Annotated in this window: 18 protein-coding genes and 1 pseudogene; 17 read left to right on the top strand and 2 right to left on the bottom strand. The window is 46.4% G+C overall.

All coding sequences use genetic code 11. From position 1 onward, the window contains the following. The first annotated feature begins 3 nt into the window (after positions 1-3). The 17 genes and pseudogenes from BKB51_RS15445 (at position 4) to BKB51_RS15365 (ending at position 19,902) form a co-directional block, all read left to right on the top strand. The gene (locus BKB51_RS15445; protein ID WP_085902012.1) at positions 4-924 is read left to right on the top strand and encodes a polysaccharide deacetylase family protein; all 921 of its coding nucleotides are present in this window, start codon (positions 4-6) and stop codon (positions 922-924) included. Continuing rightward, positions 925-2,787, top strand: a complete 1,863-nt coding sequence (gene asnB / locus BKB51_RS15440; protein WP_085902011.1) for an asparagine synthase (glutamine-hydrolyzing) — start codon at positions 925-927, stop codon at positions 2,785-2,787. Between the two features lie 18 nt (positions 2,788-2,805). Beyond that, positions 2,806-4,026, top strand: a complete 1,221-nt coding sequence (locus tag BKB51_RS15435; RefSeq protein WP_085902010.1) for a glycosyltransferase — start codon at positions 2,806-2,808, stop codon at positions 4,024-4,026. Between the two features lie 11 nt (positions 4,027-4,037). Continuing rightward, positions 4,038-5,141 carry a non-hydrolyzing UDP-N-acetylglucosamine 2-epimerase gene (gene wecB / locus BKB51_RS15430; protein WP_085902009.1) on the top strand — a complete coding sequence of 368 codons (1,104 nt, stop codon included), beginning with the start codon at positions 4,038-4,040 and terminating at the stop codon, positions 5,139-5,141. A 44-nt stretch (positions 5,142-5,185) separates the two neighbouring features. Beyond that, positions 5,186-6,172 carry a class I SAM-dependent methyltransferase gene (locus tag BKB51_RS15425; RefSeq protein ID WP_085902008.1) on the top strand — a complete coding sequence of 329 codons (987 nt, stop codon included), beginning with the start codon at positions 5,186-5,188 and terminating at the stop codon, positions 6,170-6,172. Further along, positions 6,129-8,099, top strand: coding sequence for an asparagine synthase (glutamine-hydrolyzing) (asnB, locus tag BKB51_RS15420; protein ID WP_085902007.1), 1,971 nt, complete (start codon positions 6,129-6,131; stop codon positions 8,097-8,099). Before BKB51_RS15425 ends, asnB (BKB51_RS15420) begins: the two co-directional genes overlap by 44 nt. Positions 8,100-8,108: 9 nt before the next feature. Continuing rightward, the gene (locus BKB51_RS15415; protein WP_085902006.1) at positions 8,109-9,284 is read left to right on the top strand and encodes a glycosyltransferase family 4 protein; all 1,176 of its coding nucleotides are present in this window, start codon (positions 8,109-8,111) and stop codon (positions 9,282-9,284) included. A gap of 398 nt (positions 9,285-9,682) precedes the next feature. Beyond that, a pseudogene (locus BKB51_RS15410) lies at positions 9,683-10,352 on the top strand (IS6 family transposase). A gap of 276 nt (positions 10,353-10,628) precedes the next feature. After that, on the top strand, positions 10,629-11,540 hold the full coding sequence (locus BKB51_RS15405; protein ID WP_158090249.1) for a class I SAM-dependent methyltransferase: 912 nt from the start codon (positions 10,629-10,631) through the stop codon (positions 11,538-11,540). Positions 11,541-11,553: 13 nt separating this feature from the next. Continuing rightward, complete coding sequence (locus BKB51_RS15400) at positions 11,554-12,438, top strand: dTDP-4-dehydrorhamnose reductase family protein (protein ID WP_085902004.1); 885 nt, start codon at positions 11,554-11,556, stop codon at positions 12,436-12,438. Between the two features lie 18 nt (positions 12,439-12,456). Beyond that, positions 12,457-13,521 (top strand): polysaccharide biosynthesis protein, encoded by a 1,065-nt coding sequence (locus BKB51_RS15395; RefSeq protein WP_085902003.1) that lies wholly within the window; start codon positions 12,457-12,459, stop codon positions 13,519-13,521. After that, complete coding sequence (wecB, locus tag BKB51_RS15390; RefSeq protein ID WP_085902002.1) at positions 13,518-14,624, top strand: non-hydrolyzing UDP-N-acetylglucosamine 2-epimerase; 1,107 nt, start codon at positions 13,518-13,520, stop codon at positions 14,622-14,624. Before BKB51_RS15395 ends, wecB (BKB51_RS15390) begins: the two co-directional genes overlap by 4 nt. Positions 14,625-14,635: 11 nt before the next feature. Further along, positions 14,636-15,580 carry a glycosyltransferase gene (locus BKB51_RS15385; protein ID WP_085902001.1) on the top strand — a complete coding sequence of 315 codons (945 nt, stop codon included), beginning with the start codon at positions 14,636-14,638 and terminating at the stop codon, positions 15,578-15,580. Beyond that, on the top strand, positions 15,577-16,701 hold the full coding sequence (locus tag BKB51_RS15380) for a glycosyltransferase (protein WP_085902000.1): 1,125 nt from the start codon (positions 15,577-15,579) through the stop codon (positions 16,699-16,701). The genes BKB51_RS15385 and BKB51_RS15380 overlap by 4 nt, the downstream gene beginning before the upstream one ends. Further along, entirely contained in the window at positions 16,694-17,839 is a 1,146-nt protein-coding gene (locus BKB51_RS15375) for a glycosyltransferase (RefSeq protein ID WP_085901999.1), read from the top strand. Before BKB51_RS15380 ends, BKB51_RS15375 begins: the two co-directional genes overlap by 8 nt. Then, a complete protein-coding gene (locus BKB51_RS15370; RefSeq protein WP_085901998.1) occupies positions 17,832-18,713 on the top strand; it encodes a hypothetical protein in 882 nt (293 codons plus the stop codon). The genes BKB51_RS15375 and BKB51_RS15370 overlap by 8 nt, the downstream gene beginning before the upstream one ends. 163 nt (positions 18,714-18,876) lie before the next feature. After that, a complete protein-coding gene (locus BKB51_RS15365; RefSeq protein WP_085901997.1) occupies positions 18,877-19,902 on the top strand; it encodes an NAD-dependent epimerase in 1,026 nt (341 codons plus the stop codon). Positions 19,903-19,922: 20 nt separating this feature from the next. Here BKB51_RS15365 and asnB (BKB51_RS15360) read toward each other — a convergent pair whose 3' ends face one another. After that, positions 19,923-21,857, bottom strand: a complete 1,935-nt coding sequence (gene asnB / locus BKB51_RS15360; RefSeq protein WP_085901996.1) for an asparagine synthase (glutamine-hydrolyzing) — start codon at positions 21,855-21,857, stop codon at positions 19,923-19,925. 113 nt (positions 21,858-21,970) lie between these two features. Beyond that, a complete protein-coding gene (locus tag BKB51_RS15355; RefSeq protein ID WP_125911854.1) occupies positions 21,971-22,603 on the bottom strand; it encodes a CE1 family esterase in 633 nt (210 codons plus the stop codon). Between the last annotated feature and the right edge of the window lie 267 nt (positions 22,604-22,870).

The following is a 22,870-nucleotide window of genomic DNA, read 5'->3' as shown; positions in this document are numbered from 1 at the left end:
ATAATGCTACAAACCATCCGGCGGGTCTTGTCTGCCCTTCGATCCAAATTATTTGGCTCGAAAGAGCAAACCTTGGCGAAGCAGATCTTCGTTTCCTATAGTGAAAAATGCAGAGCTGCCGGAATTGATCGTTTATATTTTGTGATCTCTTTCGATTGCGACACACCAGAAGATGCCCAGGCATCAAAACGACTTTCTCCCTATTTAATGGATAAGGGGATTATACCGACATTCGCCGTTCCCGGCGCTCAGCTGGCCGAAGGTGCGGTTATTTATCGCGACTTGTATCAAAATGGTGCACATTTTATGAACCATGGGGGCCAACCCCATGCCGTGCGTCGCGGTCCTCGATATTTCAGTGTTACCGATTATGCAACTTTCACTGATGAACAGGTTATCGCTGATATTCGAGAAGGCCACCGTATTAATGTTGATGTTCTTGGGGCCTCACCAACAGGCTTTCGCGCCCCACATTTTGGGTCCTATCAAAAACCTGAACAACTGGATGTGATCTACCGGACGGCTCGCGATCTTGGGTATAGCTATTGTTCCACCACTCTACCGCCCATCGCTTATGAAGGCGGAGCGACGATCAAGCGAGAAGGCGGGCTTTATGAATTTCCGCTCATAGGATCCGTCCGCTCGCCACAGGTAATTCTGGATTCCTGGAACTATTTGTCGGACGTTGAAAAATTGATATTGAAGGACGATTTTTTCGTCCTGTTCAAGGAAACTGTCGATTACTTTCTTGATAACAATTTACCGGGTGTGCTGAATTACTATGTCGACCCGGCCCATGTTGTCGATAATCCTCCATTTTATAAGGCGATAGATTATATTGCCGAAAAAGGAATTCCATCTTTGTCGTTTCCACAATTGATTGACCTGGCAGAGGGGCGGGCCAAGGGCCCGAGCGCGACCTGAATGTGCGGCATTGCTGGCTATGTGACGGAGACAATCTCCGGGTTCGAGGGCAAGGCTGTGTTGGCATCCATGACGGATGCAATTATTCATCGCGGCCCGGATGATGAAGGGGTCTTTGTTGGCAATGGCATTGGACTTGCCATGCGACGGCTTAGTATCATTGATATCGCTGGCGGGCATCAGCCAATGTCATCAGATCAAGCACGCTGGCAGTTGGTATTTAATGGCGAAATTTATAACTATCAGGAATTACGCCAGGAATTGGCTGAAGTAGGTTGCAAGTTTTCTACCGCCTCTGATTCCGAAGTTTTGTTGCAGCAACTAACCCACAAAGGGCTAGATGGCATCCACGGTTTGAACGGTATGTTCTCGTTTGCGCTGTGGGACGAGAGTGAACAGAGACTGGTTTTGGCACGCGACCGCATGGGGGTTAAGCCGCTCTATTATTACTGGGACGGCAAACGGCTTCTATTTGCCTCTGAAATCAAGTCCATTCTCGCCACAGGTCTTGTTGAACGCGATATCAACCCGCAAGCCATCTGGGACTACCTGACGCTTCGCTATGTTCCTACCCCGGACACGATTTGGAAAAACATCTATAAGATTCCGCCGGGGCACACTTTAACAATCAAGCGCGGCGATGCAGCGCCGACGATCCAACGCTATTGGGACATACCCTATCAAGAAAATGTGCCTGAGATTGATGATGTAGAAGCAGACGCACAGTTTACGGACCTGTTTTCAAGCGCGGTAAACCTTCGCATGAGGGCGGATGTTCCTGTTGGAATTATGCTTAGCGGTGGGCTTGATTCATCTGCTGTAGCCGCCATTGCGAGTGATGGAGCTGTCGGTGGTCATAAGCTAAATACTTTCTCCGTCGGCTTTGCTGGTCACCCGGAGATTGATGAGTTGCCCTACGCAAGGGAGGTCGCCAGTTATTTAGGGACGGACCATCATGAAATCGTTATCGGCAGGAAGGAATTCATCGACTTTCTACCTGACTTCGTTCGTTATACCGACGAGCCGCTGGCTGATTTAGCTTCGATCCCACTTCATTACGTCTCTCAGTTGGCCAGTAAACAGGTTAAGGTTGCTCTGTCCGGGGAGGGCAGTGATGAAGTTCTGGGGGGCTATGATTTCGGACTTCGTGTCGCCGCATGGGAGCGCGATAATAGTTGGCCGCAACGGCTTAAGTCAGGTCTGGGGCAGTTGTTTAACAAAGGCCTGGGCGAGGTGATTGATCAAAGGCGGACATCGCCACCACCCAATATGACCAACTATATGACAGCCCGGGAAAAAACTACACTGATGGGGCAGAACCTGGGTTTCAAGGACAGCCAGAGCGAGATCCGCGATAGTCTGCGCCGCCTTGGCAAGCAAGACCCTTTGCATCAAACGCTATACGCATTTTGTCAGTCTTGGCTGGTTGAGGACTTACTTATGAAAGCCGATAAGATGTCCATGGCGAATTCGCTGGAGCTGCGAACACCATTTTTGGATTATCGGCTTGTTGAATGGGCGGCGAACGTTCCTGCCCGAATTAAAATTGGCCCAGGTCATGATGGCCCCTATACAACAAAACGGATTCTACGACGATTTTCCAGTGAGCGTGTTCCCGATGAAGTCATAACGCGGCGAAAGCAAGGTTTTCCCGTGCCGGTGTATGGCTGGCTAAATAACGAGCTTAAAGAGTGGGTCAAAGACTTACTTGGCAAGGGATGCCGCTTGCATCAGCATCTTGTCCCCAGTGAGGTAAACAGGCTAATGTCCTTGGGCTTGTCAGAGGATGCCGGGATTTTGGACCAACACCGACTATGGAATTTGATCATTCTTGAACATTGGATGCTGGAATGGCGTGTCTAAACATACAACTGGATTATAATGCCTAAGCTTCTTGCTGTTTCCTGGGCCATGCCGCCCTTGCTATTCCCAAGATCGATACAGGTCTCGCGCTTATTGTCCGGGCTAGCCGATCTGGGGTGGGATAGCCGTGTCGTGACGGGTAATGCTATGTCATTTGGGGATAATACTTTTGTCGATACTGGCCTGCAAGGACTCTATGAGTCCAGCTATGATTTGATTCCGGTCAAACCGAAAAACAAATTCTGGGCAACGTTGACCCGTCCAGTTCTCGAAGATATGCCCTTACATGACTGGGCACGGCGCGCTTTAAAAGAGGCCCAGGCCGAAATTTCGGTAAATAAACCGGATGTGATTATCACCTTTGCCCAGCCCTGGGCTGATTTTATTATTGGCCTTGAGTTGAAGAAAAATTTCCCAAGCCTACCATGGATTGCTCACTTCAGTGATCCGTGGGTTGATAGCATCTATCACGCAACCATCAGTACTGAAATCCGAACCTGTTGGGAGCGCTATGAACGTGCCGTTATGGAGAATGCTGATCGGATTGTTTTCGTAACAGAAAAAACGGTAGATCTTGTCATGGATAAGTACCCCAACGCATTACGGGAAAAAGTTGTTGTTGTCCCGCATATGCATGATTCTCGCGTCCTCTCAGATCATGCGCAAAACCGTGTAAAAAAACAAATGCTGCGAATGAGCTATATCGGCGACATGTTCTCAGGCACCAGAACCCCTGAACCGCTTTTCGATGCGCTTGATAAATTGCCAATTGATGTTAGCGAGTGCATTGAGCTTAGTTTCATGGGGCGGATGTCAAATGAGTACATCACCATGGCTCGCCAACGCGGACTTAGCGATAAGATACGTTTCATTCCACTTGGAAGTTATCTGGATAGTATGAGAGAAATCGAAAACAGCGATGTTCTTTTAATCGTCGATGCACCCTCAGATGGTAGTGTGTTCTTCCCAAGTAAACTGGTCGAATACCTGGTTGCATTAAAGCCATTAATCGGCATAACGCCTTCGTCGGGCTTCTCGGCTCAATTGGTTGGCGAATGCGCGTGGCAATCCCTTGAGCCAAACGATATAGAGGGTATCGTAGAGGCTTTTACACAGATGGTCGAAAAATGGAAAACTGGAACACTACACGTATCCAACGAACACCGGAATGTATCCGCCCGTTATGACCGTAACGTTGTCGCAAACCAGTTTGATGCTATCCTGCATTCCGTAGTTTAAAGAAAAAAGTCATGAATAACATAATCATCCATTTGGTTGCCGGAGCCAGACCAAATTTTATGAAAATTGCTCCATTGTATCATGCCTTAAGCAAAGAAGATTGGGCTGACCCACAAATTGTTCACACAGGGCAGCATTATGATTTTGATATGTCGGATTCCTTCTTCAGGGATTTGCAGCTTCCCGATCCAACATATCATCTCGGCGCTGGTGGTGGCTCACATGGTGAGCAAACAGCAGAAATCATCAAAAAATATGAAGCCTTGTGTCTGGAAAACCCACCGGGTCTTGTTATCGTTGTGGGGGATGTAAACTCTACAATGGGCTGTGCCATATCGGCAAAAAAACTTTGCTTGCCTGTGGCTCATCTTGAGGCAGGATTGCGAAGCGGTGATCGCACCATGCCCGAAGAAATTAATCGTCTTATTACGGATTCAATATCCGATTATCTATGGACGCCCAGCCCTGATGCCGATGCACATTTACTGGCCAGCGGCGTTGATAAAGACAGTATATGCCTCGTCGGTAATATCATGATTGATGCTTATGAAATGCTTTCGGGCTCTATCGCTTCATACGACCTGGTTGAACAACTCGGGCTTTCCTCACAAGATTATGGCCTGGTTACTCTGCACCGACCAAGCAATGTGGATGATCGTGATAAGCTAGGCGCTTTGGTCGATGGATTGCTTGAAGCCAGCAAAAGCTTGCCGTTGGTTTTTTCAGTCCACCCCAGAACACGGGAGAGGCTTGTTACTTTCGGGCTTATGAAAAAACTTGAAGACGAAGCTAGAATAGAACTTCTGGGGCCACAGAACTATATCGGATTTATGAATTTAGTTATGAATTCAAGGGCCGTTATTACTGACTCAGGTGGCATCCAAGAAGAAACAACATACCTGGGCATCCCCTGCCTAACCCTACGCGACAACACGGAAAGACCGATTACAATCGATCGCGGAACAAACACATTGGTCTCAGTGGATACTTTTTTGGAGAAGTTGAAGGCCGTTTTAGCATCCCCCATGCCAGGTCGCTTGCAGATCGAAAATTGGGATGGTAACACGGCAAGTCGGGTCGTGGATTGTATTCGCAAGATAGCAAAGTCAATCTGATAATCAGTCAAAATATTTATTCAAGTACTTATACGAGGCCACAAGTGCGCACACTAGAAAATCTAATTTGCCCGGTACACAAAACGCCGCTGGAGCATTCTTCTTCCTCTGCTGTTGAAGAACATTATAGCTGTGAGATGGGGTGTTCCTTTCCGGTTCGCGGCAATGTTCCTAGGTTCGTGTCCGAAGATAATTATGCTAGCGCGTTTGGTTGGCAATGGAACAGGTACGCCGCGACACAGCTTGACTCTTGTTCAGGCACCACTATCAGCCGGGATCGATTGACACGGTGTCTAGGCGGCGACTTATCGGTTGTGTCCGGCAAAACAGTTTTGGAGGCCGGGTGTGGCTCTGGCCGATTTAGCGAAATTTTGCTGGGCAGTGGGGCGCTAACGTTCTCGTGCGATTTATCGATTGCTGTGGAAGCGAATTTTACAAATTTCGGCGATCATCCGGGCCACTTCGTCTGTCAGGGCGATATTCGGAAGCTGCCAGTTCCTGCGCAATCATTTGATTTTGTGGTTTGTATAGGTGTGGTTCAACATACACCGGATCCGGAAGAAACCATCCGGGCGCTTGCGTCTTACGTGAAGCCTGGCGGAATGCTTATCATTGATCATTACACTTATGGCTATGACCTAGCTCCACCAAAAAAAATCTTACGATGGTTTCTGTTGAAGTTTAACCCGCAAGCAGGGTCGTATACGGCAGTCGCTATTTCAAAGTTCTTTGTCTTCTTCCACCGCTTACTGTGGCGGAAAAGCCGCATTGCGAGAATGTTGCGGACATGGCTTATGAGGATCTCTCCGCTTGTAGATTATTACGATGCCTATCCACAACTTGGCAACAAGCTGTTAAGCGAGTGGTGTGTCCTTGATACCCACGACACAGTAACAGATTTCTATAAGCATCTTCGTAGCGCTGAAGAAATTTGCAGCGCTCTTGAGGCATCAAAGTTAGAGCCTGTTTCCGTAACATACGGCGGGAATGGTGTTGAAGCCCGCGCCACTCGTCACCCCAACGCGACTTAAATTCGGGACAATTATAAACTACATGTGTGGCATAGCTGGAATATTTGGACGCCCTGATCGGGTTGCTGTTGAAGCCATGACGGGCGCTATGGCACGGCGTGGCCCGGATGATCATGGCTACTGGGAAGACGCTCATGTGTCTCTCGGTCAAGCGCGTCTTTCGATCATTGATCTGACGAGCGCCGCCCATCAGCCGATGGTAGCGGAGGGTGGCGGGGTGGTGATCACCTTCAACGGCGAAATCTATAATTATTTGGAGTTGCGGGAAAAGCTGACAGCATCCGGTGTGAGCTTCACATCCCACAGCGACACAGAAGTTATTCTGATGCTTTACCTGCTGCACGGTGATGATTTTGTCGATCATTTGCGCGGCATCTTTGCCATAGCTATTTATGATCGACGACGCGGCCGGGGTAATGAACGCATGGTTCTGGTCCGCGATCAGTTCGGCATCAAGCCGCTTTTATATGCCAGGTCAGGCGAGCAGTTTTTATTTGCATCCGAGCTAAAATCTCTTCTGGCCAGTGGCATGGTCGCGCGTGAAATCGATCCCATAGCGATGCGCGAGCTACTGATGATGGGGGCCGTATATCAGCCTCGCACGATGCTGGCCGGGGTTACGGCCTTGCCGCCAGCCCATCGTATGATTATCGATCAGTCCGGATCGCGAATCGATCAGTATTGGAGCTTAGGCCGTGATCGGGTGGCGGGTTTGCGAGATGCCAGCTACGATGAGGCGAAGGCAGCTGTACACGCTGTGTTGGAAGATTCTGTGAGCCATCAAATGATTGCCGACGTACCGGTCGGGGCATTTTTAAGCGGTGGCATCGATAGTGCCTTGCTGGTCGCCATGATGGCCCGGAAAAATCCTGGTAATCTGAAAACCATTTCTGTCGGTTTTGGTGCCGAAGGGGCTGGCATGGATGAAACCGATGATGCAGATCTCGTGGCTCGCCATCTGGGCACAGACCACACTCGTCTTGAGGTCAGTGGGGCTGATATGCTTGCCTCCATTGGCGAGATTGGTGCTGCGCTGGATCAGCCCTCTGTTGATGGGGTTAACAGTTTTTTTGTTTCGAAGGCCGCATCCAGAGTGGTCAAAGTTGCCGTTTCCGGAACCGGGGGGGATGAGTTATTTGCTGGCTATCCGTGGTTTTCTACCATGCAGAACGCGCAGATTCCGGCTATGTCGGGGCCGCTCGCCCGGTTCGCGAGAACACTACCGTGGCGCAATCGAGTTCTCGATAAATTGCGCCGGATAGACTTCACCGGTCGGTATTCCGAACAATATCGCATTCTTAATGTCGATCAGGTCGAACGCCTGCTTCATCCTGATTTTGGCAGGGGTGCAAACGGCAGCCGACATCATGCCGATTTGTTGGAGAGAATCACCGAGCTTGGCGATGGTACTCCTCTGGAAAGAGTCAGCGCGCTTTGCTTGCGTGGTTATACCCAAAACCAGTTGCTGCGCGATATCGACGCAGTCTCCATGCACCATTCCCTTGAAGTTCGAGTGCCCTTCCTCGATACTGTTGTTGCTGATACGGCGCTCTCTGTCTCTAATGATGTTAAGATGAGACCTGACCATGATACCAATGCTGTCGCGGGAAGTTATCGAGAAACCGGGGTGAAACGCGTTTTGCTGGACATTGGCCGGGACATGCTGCCAGTTGAATTCGACAATCGGACAAAGCGTGGGTTTGGAATGCCGTTCGATAGCTGGCTAAAGGGTCCGCTTCGTGAAATCATGGCCGATACATTATCGAGCGCGACAGTTAAAAATCGAGGGTTATTTGATCCCGCAAGTATCACCAGCCTGACAAAAAGACACAGCGAAGGCAGTGCCCCTTGGCCCCACGTCTGGTTACCATTAATTGTTGAACTTTGGTCTCAGCAGGTACTTGATGCTCCCCAAAATGGAACGTAAAATACTAAAATGCTTGAACGATCTAAACAAAAAAAACGCATTAAAATCCTATTCATCGGAGAAATCCACAGCTCGCATGCTCAGTCGTGGATTGACTTACTTGATGAACAGGAATTTGATATTCGCTGCGTTAGTATTGGTGAGCCTATTTCAAAAGAGTTTCCCCACCCTGTTTACAACGTGCAACGCCTTGGACTGAATTTGGCCAATGCGCTGTGCAACGTTTACCTGATTGGTGGCGCTTTTAGGAGGTTAGTTGAGTTTAATCTCTCAATCATAATTCGTCGATTCAAACCCGATATTATTCATACCTTTGGAATGGAGCCCGGCGGGCGGATGTACTTAGATGCTCGCTCGCGTTACAAACTTCAGAACATTGGAAAATGGGTGTTGCAGCTTCGCGGTGGATCTGATCTTTTTTTCAAAAGGGCAATTCCTACAATGGCTTCTTATCTTTCAGATATGGCATCCCAGGCAGATGCCATTGTGACCGATAACACTCTTAATTTCGACTACTTCTCTAAAATGGGAGCCCAACTCGAAAACACCCCTCGACTTATTATCTCCGGAACCGGTGGGATGGATATCCCGGCATTCCATAAAAAGTGGCAAGGCCAACCATCTGAGCGATCAAGCATCTTGTGGCCCAAGGCATACGAGTCCCCTTGGTCAAAGGGGTTACCCGTGTTGGAGGCATTAATAATTGCTTGGCCAAACATTAAACCATGTACGATCAACATGCTTATGGCGGTTAATGAAATCCCGCTCTGGGTAAACCTGCTTCCAGAAGATATGAAGGCGAGCATAAAAGTTCGGCAAAAAGTCCCACGCAAGGAAGTGCTGGATATGATGGGGAGTTCCCGAGTTGTGTTATTACCATCTTTGGTCGATGGTGTTCCCAACAGCATGTGGGAAGCAATGGGGTGCGGTGCTGTCCCTATTGTATCACCGTTGGCGACAATTACACCGTTGGTCAGCGAACCTGAAAATGTGTATTTTGCTCGCAATTTGTATCCAGATGAAATAGCTGAGAAAATTATCGTCGCCATGTCTGACGATCAAACTGTTAACACAATGGCGCAATCTAATCTCAAACTGATTTCAGAAAAATCAAATCGTCACGAGAATAAAAAGATGCTTAAAGTATTTTACGATGATGCTTTATTAAAGGAAGACACGGCGTGAGAGAGCAGAGAACTGATGGCACTTACATCTTGTGAAAAACTGATCGTCAGTACGGCGCTTCCCAATATGCGCAGTGGACAGGGCAGTGCTCTAAAACAGTTTCTAGAAAATTGCTCTTTTCAGGAGTATTACTTTTTTCTAATGCATCCGATATCTCAGAGGCCACTACACGCGAGGATGTGAAAGTATCTATTATCAACCTTGCCCCTACAGTACAAAACAACGGCTCAGTTGCAAAAAAATACCCAGGACGCAGAACTCTGTCTCGTCCTGAAATAAGTTACACATTGGAGACTTATTCGTGAGTATGGAAGACACAGCGGGAGCTAGACGCAATCAGCTGGATTATCCCTTAGGCTTTTAAATTAGGCCCTGTTGCCAAAAATCCACTCAGAGATATCCTTCAATGTGCTCGCTGGTACTGTAAATATGGTATCAGCGACAGAGATCACGAAGAAATGATGGAAGAACGGGGAGTTGATGTTGATCATTCGACACTTTACCGTTGGGTTCAGTGTTATGTTCCTGAACTCGAAAAGAAGCCTCATTGGTATAAGAGAAGTCGGTCCTATTCCTGGCGGGTTGATGAGATCTATATAAAAGTTAAAGGGAAGTGGAAGTCTTTGTATCAAGCTATTGATAAGGACGGAGGTTACCCTTGATTTCTATCTATCCGCAACACGTAACACGAAAGCAGCCAAGCGTTTCCTGAACAAAGCCTTCAAACGCAATAAACAATATGTCCCTATATCAATCTCATCAGACAAGGCTCCTACATACGGAGAAGCCATCGGGCAATTGAAAGTTTAAGGCAAGACCCCAAATGAATTTTTACATCGTCAAATCAAATATCTGAATAACAGGTTTGAGGGAGATCATGGTAAGCTCAAGATATAAATCAAGCCCACTCTGGGCTTCAAGTCCATGAAAACTGCATACGCCACAATCAAAGAATTTGAAGTCATGTGAATGTTTGAAAAGGGACAGTTTAGATTATGGATGCACGGTGAAGCAGGACCAATAGCTGAGGCCAGATTCATTAATCGCCTGTTTGGAGTATATGCCTGAAATCCACTTAAAAGAGGAGTTCTGCGTACGGGGTAATTTTTTGTAATGGAGCCAGAAAAACTGGGAGAGTATTTCTACGAAAGCAGAGGAAAAATATGTTGCCAAAATAGCTGCTACCTTCTAGGAAACAGTGTTCAATCATGCTTCGGAAAGTCGTAAGTACTACAATAGTGTATAAAGAATTTGGATACTGCTATGCTGAGTAAATTAAAATCTGTTTTGGTAAGGGGCGCACAATCATGCATTCTTCCTTTAATTTCGGTTTTTATGTGTTTTATGAAAACACTCAACGCAGCACGGTTTTTTGGACCGGTGATCTCGCGTAGCGACCCGGTGATTGTTATGCGCGATCACTACTACTCTCCTATTCCAACGCGCAGTGATTTTATTGAAGAGGATTTCTTTGAGAAAGTCAGAGACTTGCCCGGATTGGACATTGATGCGGTTCATATCTCAAAGTATATGCGCGAAGAGTTACCGCAAGCATTGGCGGTTTTCCGTAAACGCCTTCCTGCGATTTTCGAGAAGGATACCAAGGATGGGTTTTATCTGGTGAATGGCCGTTACATGGCTGTTGACGCGCATATCTATTTTGCCACGATCCTGATTAACCGCCCAAAGCGAATTGTTGAGATCGGCAGTGGCAGCTCGACCCAAGTCGCCGTTGAGGCGTGTCAGGTTTTACAAGATGAAGGTCATGCGGTTGAATTGTGTTGCATTGAACCTTATCCACCTCAAGAAATGATAAATTTGATTGCGCAAAAGAAAGTCACGTTGATCGAGGATTTGGTCCAAAACGTTGCCTTGGATGTTTTTACCTCTCTTGAAGCGGGAGATATCCTGTTCATCGATTCAACCCATGTGCTGCGCGAAGGTAGCGATGTTCAATATGAGTACCTTGAAATTTTACCTCGCTTAAAGCCGGGGGTTCATGTCCATATTCACGATATATCTTTGCCAAAGCGGTATCCTGAGGTTTATTTTACAGGCGGGCTTTATTGGAATGAGCAATATTTCCTGCAGGCCTATCTTATAAACAACAGCAAGGTTCAAATTACCTGGCCAGGTAATTACATGATGTGTCATCATGCTGATTTGATGCTGGAGACGTTCCCGGAAATCAAGGATATGCGCAGCGTTTATCCGAGTTCCGAGCCCTCAGCATTTTGGTTCAAAATATGCACATGAGCTGGAAAATATCATGAAAGTTCTTGTCCTTGGCGCAAATGGAATGCTTGGGCACAAGCTGGTTCAGGTTTTAGTCGATCACTTTGATGTCGCTGGAACTGTTCGCCATGCAGCCAAGGATTTCGCCAATGTACCAGCCCTTGCGGGACAGCATATTTTCGGCGGTGTTGATGCTGAGGATTTTGATGCAGTTACCAAGACTGTGCGCACATTTCGACCGGATGTAGTGCTAAACTGCATCGGTGTGGTTAAGCAGTTAAAAGAATCCAAGGCACCCCTTATTTCAATTCGGATCAATAGCATATTTCCGCACCTTTTGGCTGAACTCTGTACCTCAGAGGGCGTGCGGCTAGTTCACTTCAGCACAGATTGTGTTTTTTCCGGCACCGATGGACCTTATAGCGAAGAAGATAACCCTGACCCGGTTGACCTCTATGGTCGAACCAAACTTATAGGTGAGGTCTCAGGCCAAGGATGTTTAACTATTCGAACCTCAATTGTTGGGCGGGAACTCAATCGTCACACCAGCTTAATTGATTGGCTAATCACGCAACAGGGCAACACCATAAATGGATTTTCCAAAGTCCTCTATACGGGCCTTACGACCCAGGCACTATCAAAAATTATCGGCGATATATTGCTTTATAATCCCGACCTTGAAGGGGTCTTGCACGTTTCTTCTGATTCAATCAACAAATTTGAACTTCTTTCACTTGTGAACAGTGCTTTTTCCCTTAATGTTACGATCAACGATGATGATACATGCGTATGTGATCGCCGTTTGAATAGCGCATTTTTTAGAAACAGTACTGGGTATTCTATACCAAGCTGGAATCAGATGATCCGCGACATGGCAAACGATACAACGCAGTACCCTCTACACATGAGTAACAAATAGATAAAGGCTTTAAAGAGTATGCTGACAGACAAAAAAATCGTTATCACTGGTGGAACCGGATCCTTGGGCAAGGTTCTGTTACGCCGTCTTCTATCTGGGGAAATGGGCAAGCCAAAGAAGATCGTTGTCTTTTCTCGCGATGAAGCGAAGCAGCATGAGCTTCGGGTCGATTATCAGCACCGAAAAGTCGTTACCGATGAGGTTATCTATAATAACTTTGAGCAACTTCTAGAATTCCAAATCGGTGATGTTCGTGACTATAGTGCTGTCTGTGGTGTGCTTAAAGGTGCCGACGTGGTCTTTAATGCAGCCGCCCTGAAGCAAGTCCCGGCTTGTGAGTACTTCCCCTTTGAAGCCGTGCGTACCAATGTGGAAGGCCCTAACAATATTGTCCGTGCGATCCGTGATCTGGATTTAAAGGTCCAGACTGTCATTGGAATCTCAACGGATAAAGCAGCTAAGCCGGTCAACGTCATGGGCATGACCAAGGCTCTTCAGGAACGCGTTTTCCTGCGCGCCAATATTGATTGCCCCGACACACGGTTTATCGTCGTACGGTATGGCAATGTCTTAGCGTCTCGCGGTTCAGTTATCCCGCTCTTCCATGAGCAAATCAACAATGGCGGCCCGCTGACCATTACCAGTGAAGAGATGACTCGCTTCTTACTGAGCCTTGATGATGCGGTCGATTTGATTTTTGCCGCCATGAAGAATGCCAGCAGAGGAGAAACCTATATCCCCCGCGTGCCCACAGCAAACATCAAAGATTTGGCTCTCGAATTAATTGGCGAGCGTGATATCGATGTCAAAGTCACTGGCATCCGCCCGGGAGAAAAGTTGCATGAAATCCTTATTTCAGAAGAAGAAGTTTTACGAACGGTAGAGCGTGGTAATCATTATGTGATTCTACCGATTTTACCTGAAATCGTTGGCGAAAGCAGGCCGGATGATAAACGAACCTTGAGCGAAGAATATAGCTCAGAACACGGTATTCTGAATCGAGACGATGTGCGAAACCTTCTGAAAGAACGCCAGTTGATGATTGGGGACGCTATCAAACTTGAGGGTGAATTTCTACGATGAAAGTTGTTACTGTACTTGGCACGCGCCCCGAAATCATTCGGCTCAGCCGTGTAATCGCGCGGTTGGATACAGCGTGTGACCATGTCGTGATCCACACAGGTCAAAACTATGATCCAAAGCTCAGCGAGGTTTTTTTTGATGAATTAAACGTTCGGGCACCAGATGATTTTTTGAATGTTCGTGGCGATACACTGGGTCAGCAACTTGGTAAGATGCTTGAAGCCACCGAAGAGGTTTTGATCCGTGAAAAACCGGATCGGCTCTTGCTTTTAGGTGATACCAACAGCAGCATTTGCGCGATTATAGCCAAGCGTATGGGAATTCCTGTCTTTCATATGGAAGCGGGCAATCGCTGTTACGATGATCGCGTACCGGAAGAAGTCAACCGCCGCATCATTGATCATTCCAGTGATATTCTTATGCCATACACGGAACGCAGCCGAGCCAATTTAATTCACGAAGGTGTAAAGAGCGATAGAATTTTCGTCACAGGCAATCCGATTTACGAAGTCTTGGAATTCTATAAAGAGAAAATTGCAGCATCGAAGGTTCTTAAGACTCAAGGCCTCAACAAGGATGGCTATTTCCTTGTCACCTTGCACCGGGCTGAGAACGTCGATACCGAAGACCGCTTGCGCCAATTTACCACTGGCCTTGCCCGAATCAATGAGCGTTACAATCTGCCGGTATTGGTCAGTACGCACCCGCGAACGCGTGCGCGCCTTGACCAGTTTGGCATGCACGATCATGGTGGGGATATTCGCTACCCAGAAGCCTTTGGCCTCTTCGACTTCATCACCTTGGAAAAGAATGCGCGATGTGTGTTAAGCGACAGTGGCACGGTTCAGGAAGAATGCTCGATCTTTGGCATTCCCAATGTGACCCTGCGCGATGTAACAGAGCGACCTGAGACTATCGAATGCGGGAGTAATATCCTAAGTGGAGCAGATCCGGATTCAATTGAACGCTGCACGGAAGCAGCTTTGTCGCTAGGCTGTGACTGGACGCCACCAACAGAATATCTCGCTCCAGATGTCAGCGGTACCGTTGCGCGCATTTTATTGGGTTATCACTGTCACCTTGACAGTAATCCACATACTTAATCAAGGCCAGAATGCAAAATCAACCCGTAACAATTATCACACCCGTCTACAACTGTGCAGACTACATTGTTGAAACGGTTGAAAGCGTACTTGCACAAGGTCATAAAGCCCTTGAGTATATTGTTATCGACGATGGCTCCTCCGATGAAACATTGAGCTTATTAAAACCTTTTGCGGATCGCCTTACCCTCATCAGTCATACGAATATTGGCGAACAAGCGACGGTCAACAAAGGCATTGCTATGGCTGCAAATGATATTGTTGCAATCGTCAATGCTGATGATCCAATCCTACCTGGATTAATCGAAGAATCCTTATCCAGACTAACGGCTAATGCGGATCTTGTTGGTGTCTACCCCGATTGGCTGAAAACGAACGCGTATGGCGAAGTCATAGAAAAGAATGTTACCCTGGACTATGACTATGGCTTGATGCTTGATCAATGTTATTGCATTCCTGGCCCGGGCGCCTTTTTCCGAAAATCGGCACTACACGGAGAAAAACCACGCAATTTATCCTATCGCTTCTCTGGAGATTTCGATATGTGGTTACGACTTGGTCTAGTTGGTGAGATGGAGCGCATTCCAAAATTCTTAGCGACCTGGCGGTGGCATGAGGGTGGTGCCAGCCAGGCCCAGCGAAGCGTAGAGATGGCGGAAAACAAAGTCGATGTAATGCAGGCTTTATTTGATCGAGTTGATTTCCCAAATACGTTAGCCGCTCACCGGGCCCAAGCCATGAGCTCATCATATTATGCTGCGGGACTGCTCGCAATTCACAATCGAGAGGTCTCAGGACGAGCCTATATGCTACAATCATTTTTACATAAACCGATCTGGCCCAATGGTTTTATTGCAAGCCAACGGCGCTCTTGGTGGCATATTGGGTTTATCTTGACACAGCCTATTTCTGGAATAGTTTACCAACTTTTGGGTGGACGTAAGGTGATTGGATGACAACACCTCCACGCCTAATGTTCGTTTTGCCTTCGCTTATTGGCGGGGGGGCGGAAAAAGTTTTCGTCGATCTCGCCAATTGGATGGTGGAACAGGGCGTCGATGTTCATATAGTATGCATTCAGCATACTGGCGCTTTGCGCGAGAACGTGTCTTCATCTGTTCACGTTCATACTCTGCATGTCTCGCGCCTTCTGTTTGCTATTCCAGCGTTACGGCGCGTGATTAAAGCCACCAACCCCGATGCCATCCTCTCCACCATGACGCATGTCAACTTCATACTTCTTTTAGCGACGCGCCTTTTGGGGAATTATTCAGGCCAATTGGCGATACAAGAGGTAGCGCTTTTTTCTCGTAGCCGTGGGATGAAAGATCGGGTCCTGTCATTCTTTCTCAAATTTATATATAGTCGTGCAGACCGAGTTATCGCCGTGTCTGATGGCATTGCAATTGAGCTATCAAAACTCCTTCCAAATCGGCAAAGTATCGACGTTATCGCCAATCCAATAAATTTAAAAAAAATAAAGATACTTTCTCAACACGGAGGGTCTCATCCTTGGTTACTGGATAATTCGCTCAAGGTAGTTCTTGCAGTTGGGCGACTTTCGAACGAAAAAGACTTTCCAACGCTTATTCGGGCCTTTGCAAAGGTACACAACGCAAATGAAAATACGCGATTGATTATTCTTGGTGATGGGACGTTACGCAATTCTTTGCAAGAATTAATCCATGAATTGTCCATAAGTGATTGTGTTGAAATGCCCGGGTTTGTTGAAAACCCTTATGTTATGATGGCCCAGGCTGATCTTTTTGTGCTGTCTTCGGTCGCCGAAGGCTTCGCCCTTGTTTTGGCAGAAGCTCTTGCGTGTGGCTGCCCCGTGGTGACAACCGATTGCGGCGCAGAACCTAAGAAAATGATCGAACAAGGTCGATTTGGACACATTACCCCCGTAGGCAACGATGATGCCATGGCAATAATCATCCTCAAATCTCTCGAAACAGTTTCGCATAAAAATAATATGCCAGAACACATTCGTACCTATGACATTGATGTAATTGCTCATCAGTATCTTGGTGTTTTACAAATTTCTGAACTATTTAAGAGAGAGCCCTTTGACTAAAGTTATTCATCTCATAACTGGGCTCGGCCTTGGTGGTGCGGAAATTATGCTGACCAAGCTTGTAGGATCGCTAGGCCCAGATTCTGGCCATAGTGTAATCTCCATGACAGGGTCGGGTGTTTTGGGTGAGCGCATTAATGTCCTTGGTGTGCCGTTATATAATCTTGGTATGTCACGCGGGTTCCCAGATCCAAGGGCGGCGCTCAAACTTTATCGTCTTCTGAAACAGCTCCAACCAGACGTTTTGGTGACTTGGCTATATCATGCGGATTTGCTTGGACTGGCCGTTGGACGAGTCGCCGGTGTGCCCGCGATTTGTTGGAATATTCGCTGTTCGCAAATGGACATGAGCCGCTATTCCATGTTAGCCAAGGTCATGCCTAAAATGTTAGCACGACTGTCCCCCCTGCCTGATGCTTGTATTGTTAACTCATGGGCTGGACGCGCATTCCACGAACGCCTAGGTTATACTCCGAAACGATGGGAGTTCATTCCAAATGGCTTTGAGCTCGATAAATTTTGCCCCAACCCTCAAGCTGGACGCGCATTTCGCCAGGAAATCGGTGTCGCTGCTAACAAGCTTTTGATTGGATTGCCAGCCCGCGTCGACCCTCAGAAGGATCACGACACGTTTATTGCCGCCGCAAGCATTATAGCCAAAGCTCGCGCGGATATTGATTTTGTCCTTATCGGCAGCGGTACCAGTAAACAAGATACGGACTTCATTCGAAAGTTTCAAGGAGCTGGTATTGAAAAACGCTCTCACTTTCTTGGCCCCCGCACCGATATGGATAAAATATATTCAGCACTCGATCTGGTAACCTTGTCATCGTCATTTGGCGAAGGTTTTCCGAATATTTTGGGAGAGGCCATGTCAACGGGCGTCCCTTGCGTGGCAACAGACGTGGGCGATAGCGCGCTGATTATTGGTGAAACTGGACGAACTGTAGCCCCGGGCGACGTTGAGGGCTTAGCCGCAGCATGGCTTGACGTACTGGGTAGTGATATGGACGACCTCAAAATAAAAGCAAGAGTGCATATCAATGATTATTATTCCATTGAAAAAATAGTGCTTCAGTATACAAACTTACTTGCAGATATATATAATAACTCAAGAAGGCCGAGGGTAGTTGACTAAATTTATCGTTTCCAGCACCATCCCTTTTCGGTGGCTCCACTATTTTTGCCAGACCGACCCGGATGCTCTTGCCCTGAGTACTGACAATGTTTCCGTGTTCAGCAAGATCTTAGACGATATTCGTATTAATGGGGTGTGGAAGCGTACCAATCCAGCGCGCCTGCCAAAGACAGAAACCGCCCTTGTTAAGCATTTAGATTGCAAACTTAAAGACTTGCATGTTCTTGACCTAGGGGCCTCAGATGGCAGTACAACCCTCGATATGGCTCGTGCTTTTAAAACGGCAGGTTTTACAAACGTGAATTTACTGTTGGCAGATAGGTATTTGTCGCTTACTAAATTTACAGTTGGCTATATCACGGAATACAGGGCCAGTGATGGGGAGCCTGTCCTCATGCGAGTGGGGCGTTTAGGCATACGCCTTCCTAAGTCTGAGCACGACTGGGGGTGGCTGAATAATTATATTGCAGGTCGTTACCTCGCGAATACGACCCTTCGCAATGCTATGACTCCCGTTCAAGATATCAGCCTGATAAATCCAAACATCGCCCATGAAACCACGATTAGCGCACTTGAATTTGACGCTTTACAACGCCAACCCCACCTTGCGGGACGCTTGCATGCGCTACGAGCCAGTAATATTCTGAATCTTGAATATTTTTCCACTACCCAATTGCGCACTATGGTGGGACATATATTCACTTACCTTAAAGATGATGGCTTATTTTTAGCCTCGCGCAACGTTTGTGAGGCTGGGTTAGAAGGTGAGCACGGCACCATTTGGCGTAAGTCCAATGGTTGCTTCAATCAACTCGAAAGCTTCGGGGCAGGCTCTGAGATTACAGATATTGTTACGAGATGGGAATCCGAATGATCGACACCACTTTATTTCTGAGAGAGAAATATCCTCTGGGAATAGAAGGACTGATCTAAATAAGGACGACAGTATTCATTTACAAAAAATTGTATAATTCAATTTACGTATTCCTTAATCTATTTTAAATGTTTAGAAAGTTCAATAAGGGCACTTCAATTTAATGGCAAAAAAAACTTGTGTAATCACTGGTACCGCTGGTTTTATTGGCTATCACCTTGCTGATCTTCTTTTAACGCAAGGGCATCAAGTTGTTGGTATTGATATCGTCAGTGATTATTATGAGGTGTCCCTTAAAGAAGCACGCCTTGTCAATTTGAAGAAGTTTGAGGGTTTTGTCGAAAAACGCATTGACCTTGCTGATTGGTCTGCGGTTGAAACTGTATTTAAAGAGTATCGCCCAGATATTTGTGTAAATTTAGCGGCGCAGGCGGGGGTGCGTTACAGTCTCGAAAACCCAAGAGCTTATTTGCATTCAAATGTTGACGGATTTTTAAATATTCTTGAAGCATGCAGGCATTATCCTGTTGAACATTTGGTTTACGCTTCGACGAGTTCAGCTTATGGGGCGAATACAAGTATGCCCTTTAAGGTTTCTGAGAGTGCTGAACATCCAATGACGCTTTATGCGGCCACAAAAAAATCTAATGAGATGATGGCACATGCGTACTCGCATCTATTTAATATTCCAAGTACAGGTATGCGATTTTTTACTGTGTATGGCCCTTGGGGGCGACCAGACATGGCACTCTTTATGTTTACGAAGGACATTATAGCGGGAAAACCAATCAACGTTTTTAACAATGGTAATATGCAGCGTGACTTTACGTATGTTAAAGACATCGTCGAGGGTATAAGTCGTCTGGCTGACATTCCTCCAGGTATTGATCTGGATTGGGATAGTAACAATCCAAATCCAAGTACAAGCGGCGTTGCCCCCTATCGTGTCGTGAATATTGGTAATACGCGTTGCGAAAAACTTATGCGCTATATTGAGGTGCTTGAAGAAAAATTAGATATAAAAGCAGAATATAATATGCTGCCAATGCAAGATGGTGACGTCCCTGCTACTTGGGCTGATGTAACCGAATTGTCTGAAATTACTGGCTACAAGCCTTCAGTCACGATTGAAGAAGGTATTGGACATTTTGTAGATTGGTATAAGTTTTATTATAAAATTAATTCTTAAGTCTTGTGGATATAGAAACTCTAATTACTCTCTAACCAAGATTGAAGCATTAAAATAGCCCATAGTTGATGTTGCCAATTATGGGTGCCTGCTTGGTGTTGTTGCAACTTTTCTTGTACAAGCGATGAGTTCAAAAGTCCCTGCTTTTGAAGATATTGTTCTGATAATAAGTCGTTAGACCAGCTTTTAAGAGGGCCTCTCAACCAATTATCTATCGGAATTCCAAAGCCCATTTTGGGGCGATCTATCAATCCAGATGGAACATACTTATCCAACACCTTACGCAGTATCCACTTTCCCTGGCCATTGCGAATTTTCATATGCATAGGAAGTGACCAGGAAAATTCGACAACGCGGTGGTCAAGGAGAGGGACGCGAGCTTCTAAAGATGCAGCCATTGAGGCGCGGTCGACTTTGGTTAAAATATCATCTGGTAAGTAGGTGAGGGTATCAAGATATTGCATTCTTTCGACATTGTTCGGAAGAGACTGTTCAATTGTTTGGTCCCATAGAATGCCTTGATATTCTTGTCCTCGGTTTAAAATACTGTTGGGGTTCTGCCAATTACTAACGAGTTTTCTGTAATAGCCATCACTCGTTTCGCCAAGAACACTTGCCAGTTTGTATAGAGTATCCCCAGGGTGACTGGGTCTTTTATTATCAGGAACAATTTTGAAAATTTGATCCCATGTTTGGGGAGAAAGGCTTTGGATTATTCCAGAAGATAAATTTCCAACAAACTTGGGAAGGTGACTGATTTTATTGCCATATCTATGGGCTGTGATATAGCGCCGATATCCACCGAATAATTCATCCCCACCATCGCCGGATAAGGCGACGGTCACATGATTCCTAGTCAACTTTGAAACGAGATATGTTGGAATTTGTGATGAATCAGCAAAAGGTTCATCGTATATATCCGCGAGATTTGGAATTACTGCTCTGGCCTCAGCAGGTGTTACATATAATTCCGTATGCTCTGTGCCGAGGTGTTTTGCAACGTGTGCTGCGTGTTGAGCCTCATTGTAAGCTTGATCCTCAAAGCCAATGGAGAAGGTTTTAATAGGAGAAGATGATTGCTTTTGCATCAGAGCGGCGACGGTGCTGGAATCAATACCACCAGATAAAAATGCGCCAAAGGGGACATCTGAAATCATGCGTTTGGCGACAGCATCTTCTAAGAGCTCTTCCAGAGTTGTTATTGCTTCATTCTCTGTACCGGAAAAGGGGGTGTTTTTACCCTGTCTTACAGCTTGATCTAAAGACCAATAGGTTGTCAATTTAGGTGTTTTGTCGCCATCCGCATCAAAGGTTAAGATGTGTCCTGGAAGTAATTTGTGGACATCCTGATATATGGATTGAGGGGCTGGAATATAGTTAAGTCGTAAGAAGGATGCGATAGAATTTTGATCAATTTGCGTGGGGCATTTAGGGTGTTTTTTCAAGGCTTTGAGGATGGATCCAAAAATAAAAGCACCTTTGTTATAGCTCCAATAGAGTGGTTTTATGCCTACTCTATCTCTGCAAAGTGTCAGTCGTTTTAGCTTTTTATCCCAAACAGCAAACACAAACATTCCGATTAGGTGATGTAAAGTGTCTTTGATACCCCAGTTGGCGATTGCTTCTAATAGGACTTCTGTATCAGAGTGCCCCTTAAATTTTATGTCATATTGAGAGAGTATTTTGGCTCTTATCTGAGCAGCATTATATATTTCGCCGTTGTAAACGAGAACATAGCGGCCACAAGACGCCGCCATCGGCTGTTGACCTGCTGAAGAGAGATCTATGATAGATAGGCGCCTATGAGCAAAGGCTACACCATGATCTGGACTAAGCCATATTTCACCACCGTCAGGGCCACGCCTGTACATAGCCTCGCCCATGGCATGAGCGATACTTCGTTTTTTGTCGGTGTCGTTTATGGTGCCGTCAATAAATCCAGCAATGCCGCACATAGATGTTCTATCCTGAATAACTCAAGCAGTTTTTTCCATCTATAAACAGTCAAGGGGAGAAATGCACGCTTGTTTCTTGGAAGGGGAAGCCTAAAGCTCTATAATGTAGATATTTACATTTCTTTGATCTTAGTCAAAGCAATATCCATCCAGCCTTTGGGGATCATGTGCCCGTAGTTGTGCAGGCAGATGGATGTATCCTTGCCGCTATTACATCCAGTCCAGTGATGACAGGTGAATATGTTTATCTTTTCTACTGTATTTGGCTCAACCCGACATTGATTTGTACGACGCCATAGTTCGATGCCTTTGAGTGGATTATTGTTGTTCCCTCTGGGCAGGGGCATCACGTTATCCTTGAGGCCGTGAACATGGGTGATGTTAATAGGACCTGCTTGGCATTCAATATCTTCTTGTTGCCGGAGGGTTCCTGCTATCGCCAGAAGGCCCGCGAACTCTTGCCCGCTTTCACAGACGAGACGCCAGGCCATGGCACTGCCGTAGGAAAAGCCCGAGAGATAAACTTTGTTCTCATCAATGGGCCATTTGGTTTTGAGATTTTTGAGGATTGCTTGAGCAAAGGGTGTGTCTCTTGATGTCTTGTCCCAAAAATCCCAGCTTTTCCCGAGGCCATCCGGTGCCACAAGCAAAAAGCCATGTTTATCTGTTGCCTCGGTTATTCTCGGATTGTTGAGAACATTTCTCCCTGTTCTGCCCCACCCATGAAAATGCATCAGAATGGGCAAAGGAGATTTTCCATCCCAGTTGGACGGTGTTTTGACCTGATAACTTCGCCCATCTAATTGACAGCTTGTTCCATGTTCACATCCATTTTTTTATGTCTAATACTGTTGTGCTCCAAACGGGCTTTGCAAAGAAGCACATAAGAAGCGTGAGTATGAGGTAAAGCGAGCGAAAAGATCCGGACATGATGGGGAGTATTTCCTGATATGTGTTGGTAAGCGTATCGTAGGGGGAAAATCGCTCACCGCCAATTCAGGGAATTGTGATCA

It is taken from the genome of Kiloniella majae (genome assembly GCF_002118315.1).
GTDB classification, from domain to species: domain Bacteria; phylum Pseudomonadota; class Alphaproteobacteria; order Kiloniellales; family Kiloniellaceae; genus Kiloniella; species Kiloniella majae.
This window is presented reverse-complemented; position numbering and strand designations above follow the sequence as displayed.

Bases quoted from the DNA above. Each gene is read 5' to 3' on its own strand.
- BKB51_RS15445 (WP_085902012.1), top strand. From the start codon at position 4: ATGCTACAAACCATCCGGCGGGTCTTGTCTGCCCTTCGATCCAAATTA.
- asnB (WP_085902011.1), top strand. From the start codon at position 925: ATGTGCGGCATTGCTGGCTATGTGACGGAGACAATCTCCGGGTTCGAG.
- BKB51_RS15435 (WP_085902010.1), top strand. From the start codon at position 2,806: ATGCCTAAGCTTCTTGCTGTTTCCTGGGCCATGCCGCCCTTGCTATTC.
- wecB (WP_085902009.1), top strand. From the start codon at position 4,038: ATGAATAACATAATCATCCATTTGGTTGCCGGAGCCAGACCAAATTTT.
- asnB (WP_085902007.1), top strand. From the start codon at position 6,129: ATGGTGTTGAAGCCCGCGCCACTCGTCACCCCAACGCGACTTAAATTC.
- BKB51_RS15415 (WP_085902006.1), top strand. From the start codon at position 8,109: ATGCTTGAACGATCTAAACAAAAAAAACGCATTAAAATCCTATTCATC.
- BKB51_RS15405 (WP_158090249.1), top strand. From the start codon at position 10,629: ATGAAAACACTCAACGCAGCACGGTTTTTTGGACCGGTGATCTCGCGT.
- BKB51_RS15400 (WP_085902004.1), top strand. From the start codon at position 11,554: ATGAAAGTTCTTGTCCTTGGCGCAAATGGAATGCTTGGGCACAAGCTG.
- BKB51_RS15395 (WP_085902003.1), top strand. From the start codon at position 12,457: ATGCTGACAGACAAAAAAATCGTTATCACTGGTGGAACCGGATCCTTG.
- wecB (WP_085902002.1), top strand. From the start codon at position 13,518: ATGAAAGTTGTTACTGTACTTGGCACGCGCCCCGAAATCATTCGGCTC.
- BKB51_RS15385 (WP_085902001.1), top strand. From the start codon at position 14,636: ATGCAAAATCAACCCGTAACAATTATCACACCCGTCTACAACTGTGCA.
- BKB51_RS15380 (WP_085902000.1), top strand. From the start codon at position 15,577: ATGACAACACCTCCACGCCTAATGTTCGTTTTGCCTTCGCTTATTGGC.
- BKB51_RS15365 (WP_085901997.1), top strand. From the start codon at position 18,877: ATGGCAAAAAAAACTTGTGTAATCACTGGTACCGCTGGTTTTATTGGC.
- asnB (WP_085901996.1), bottom strand. From the start codon at position 21,857: ATGTGCGGCATTGCTGGATTTATTGACGGCACCATAAACGACACCGAC.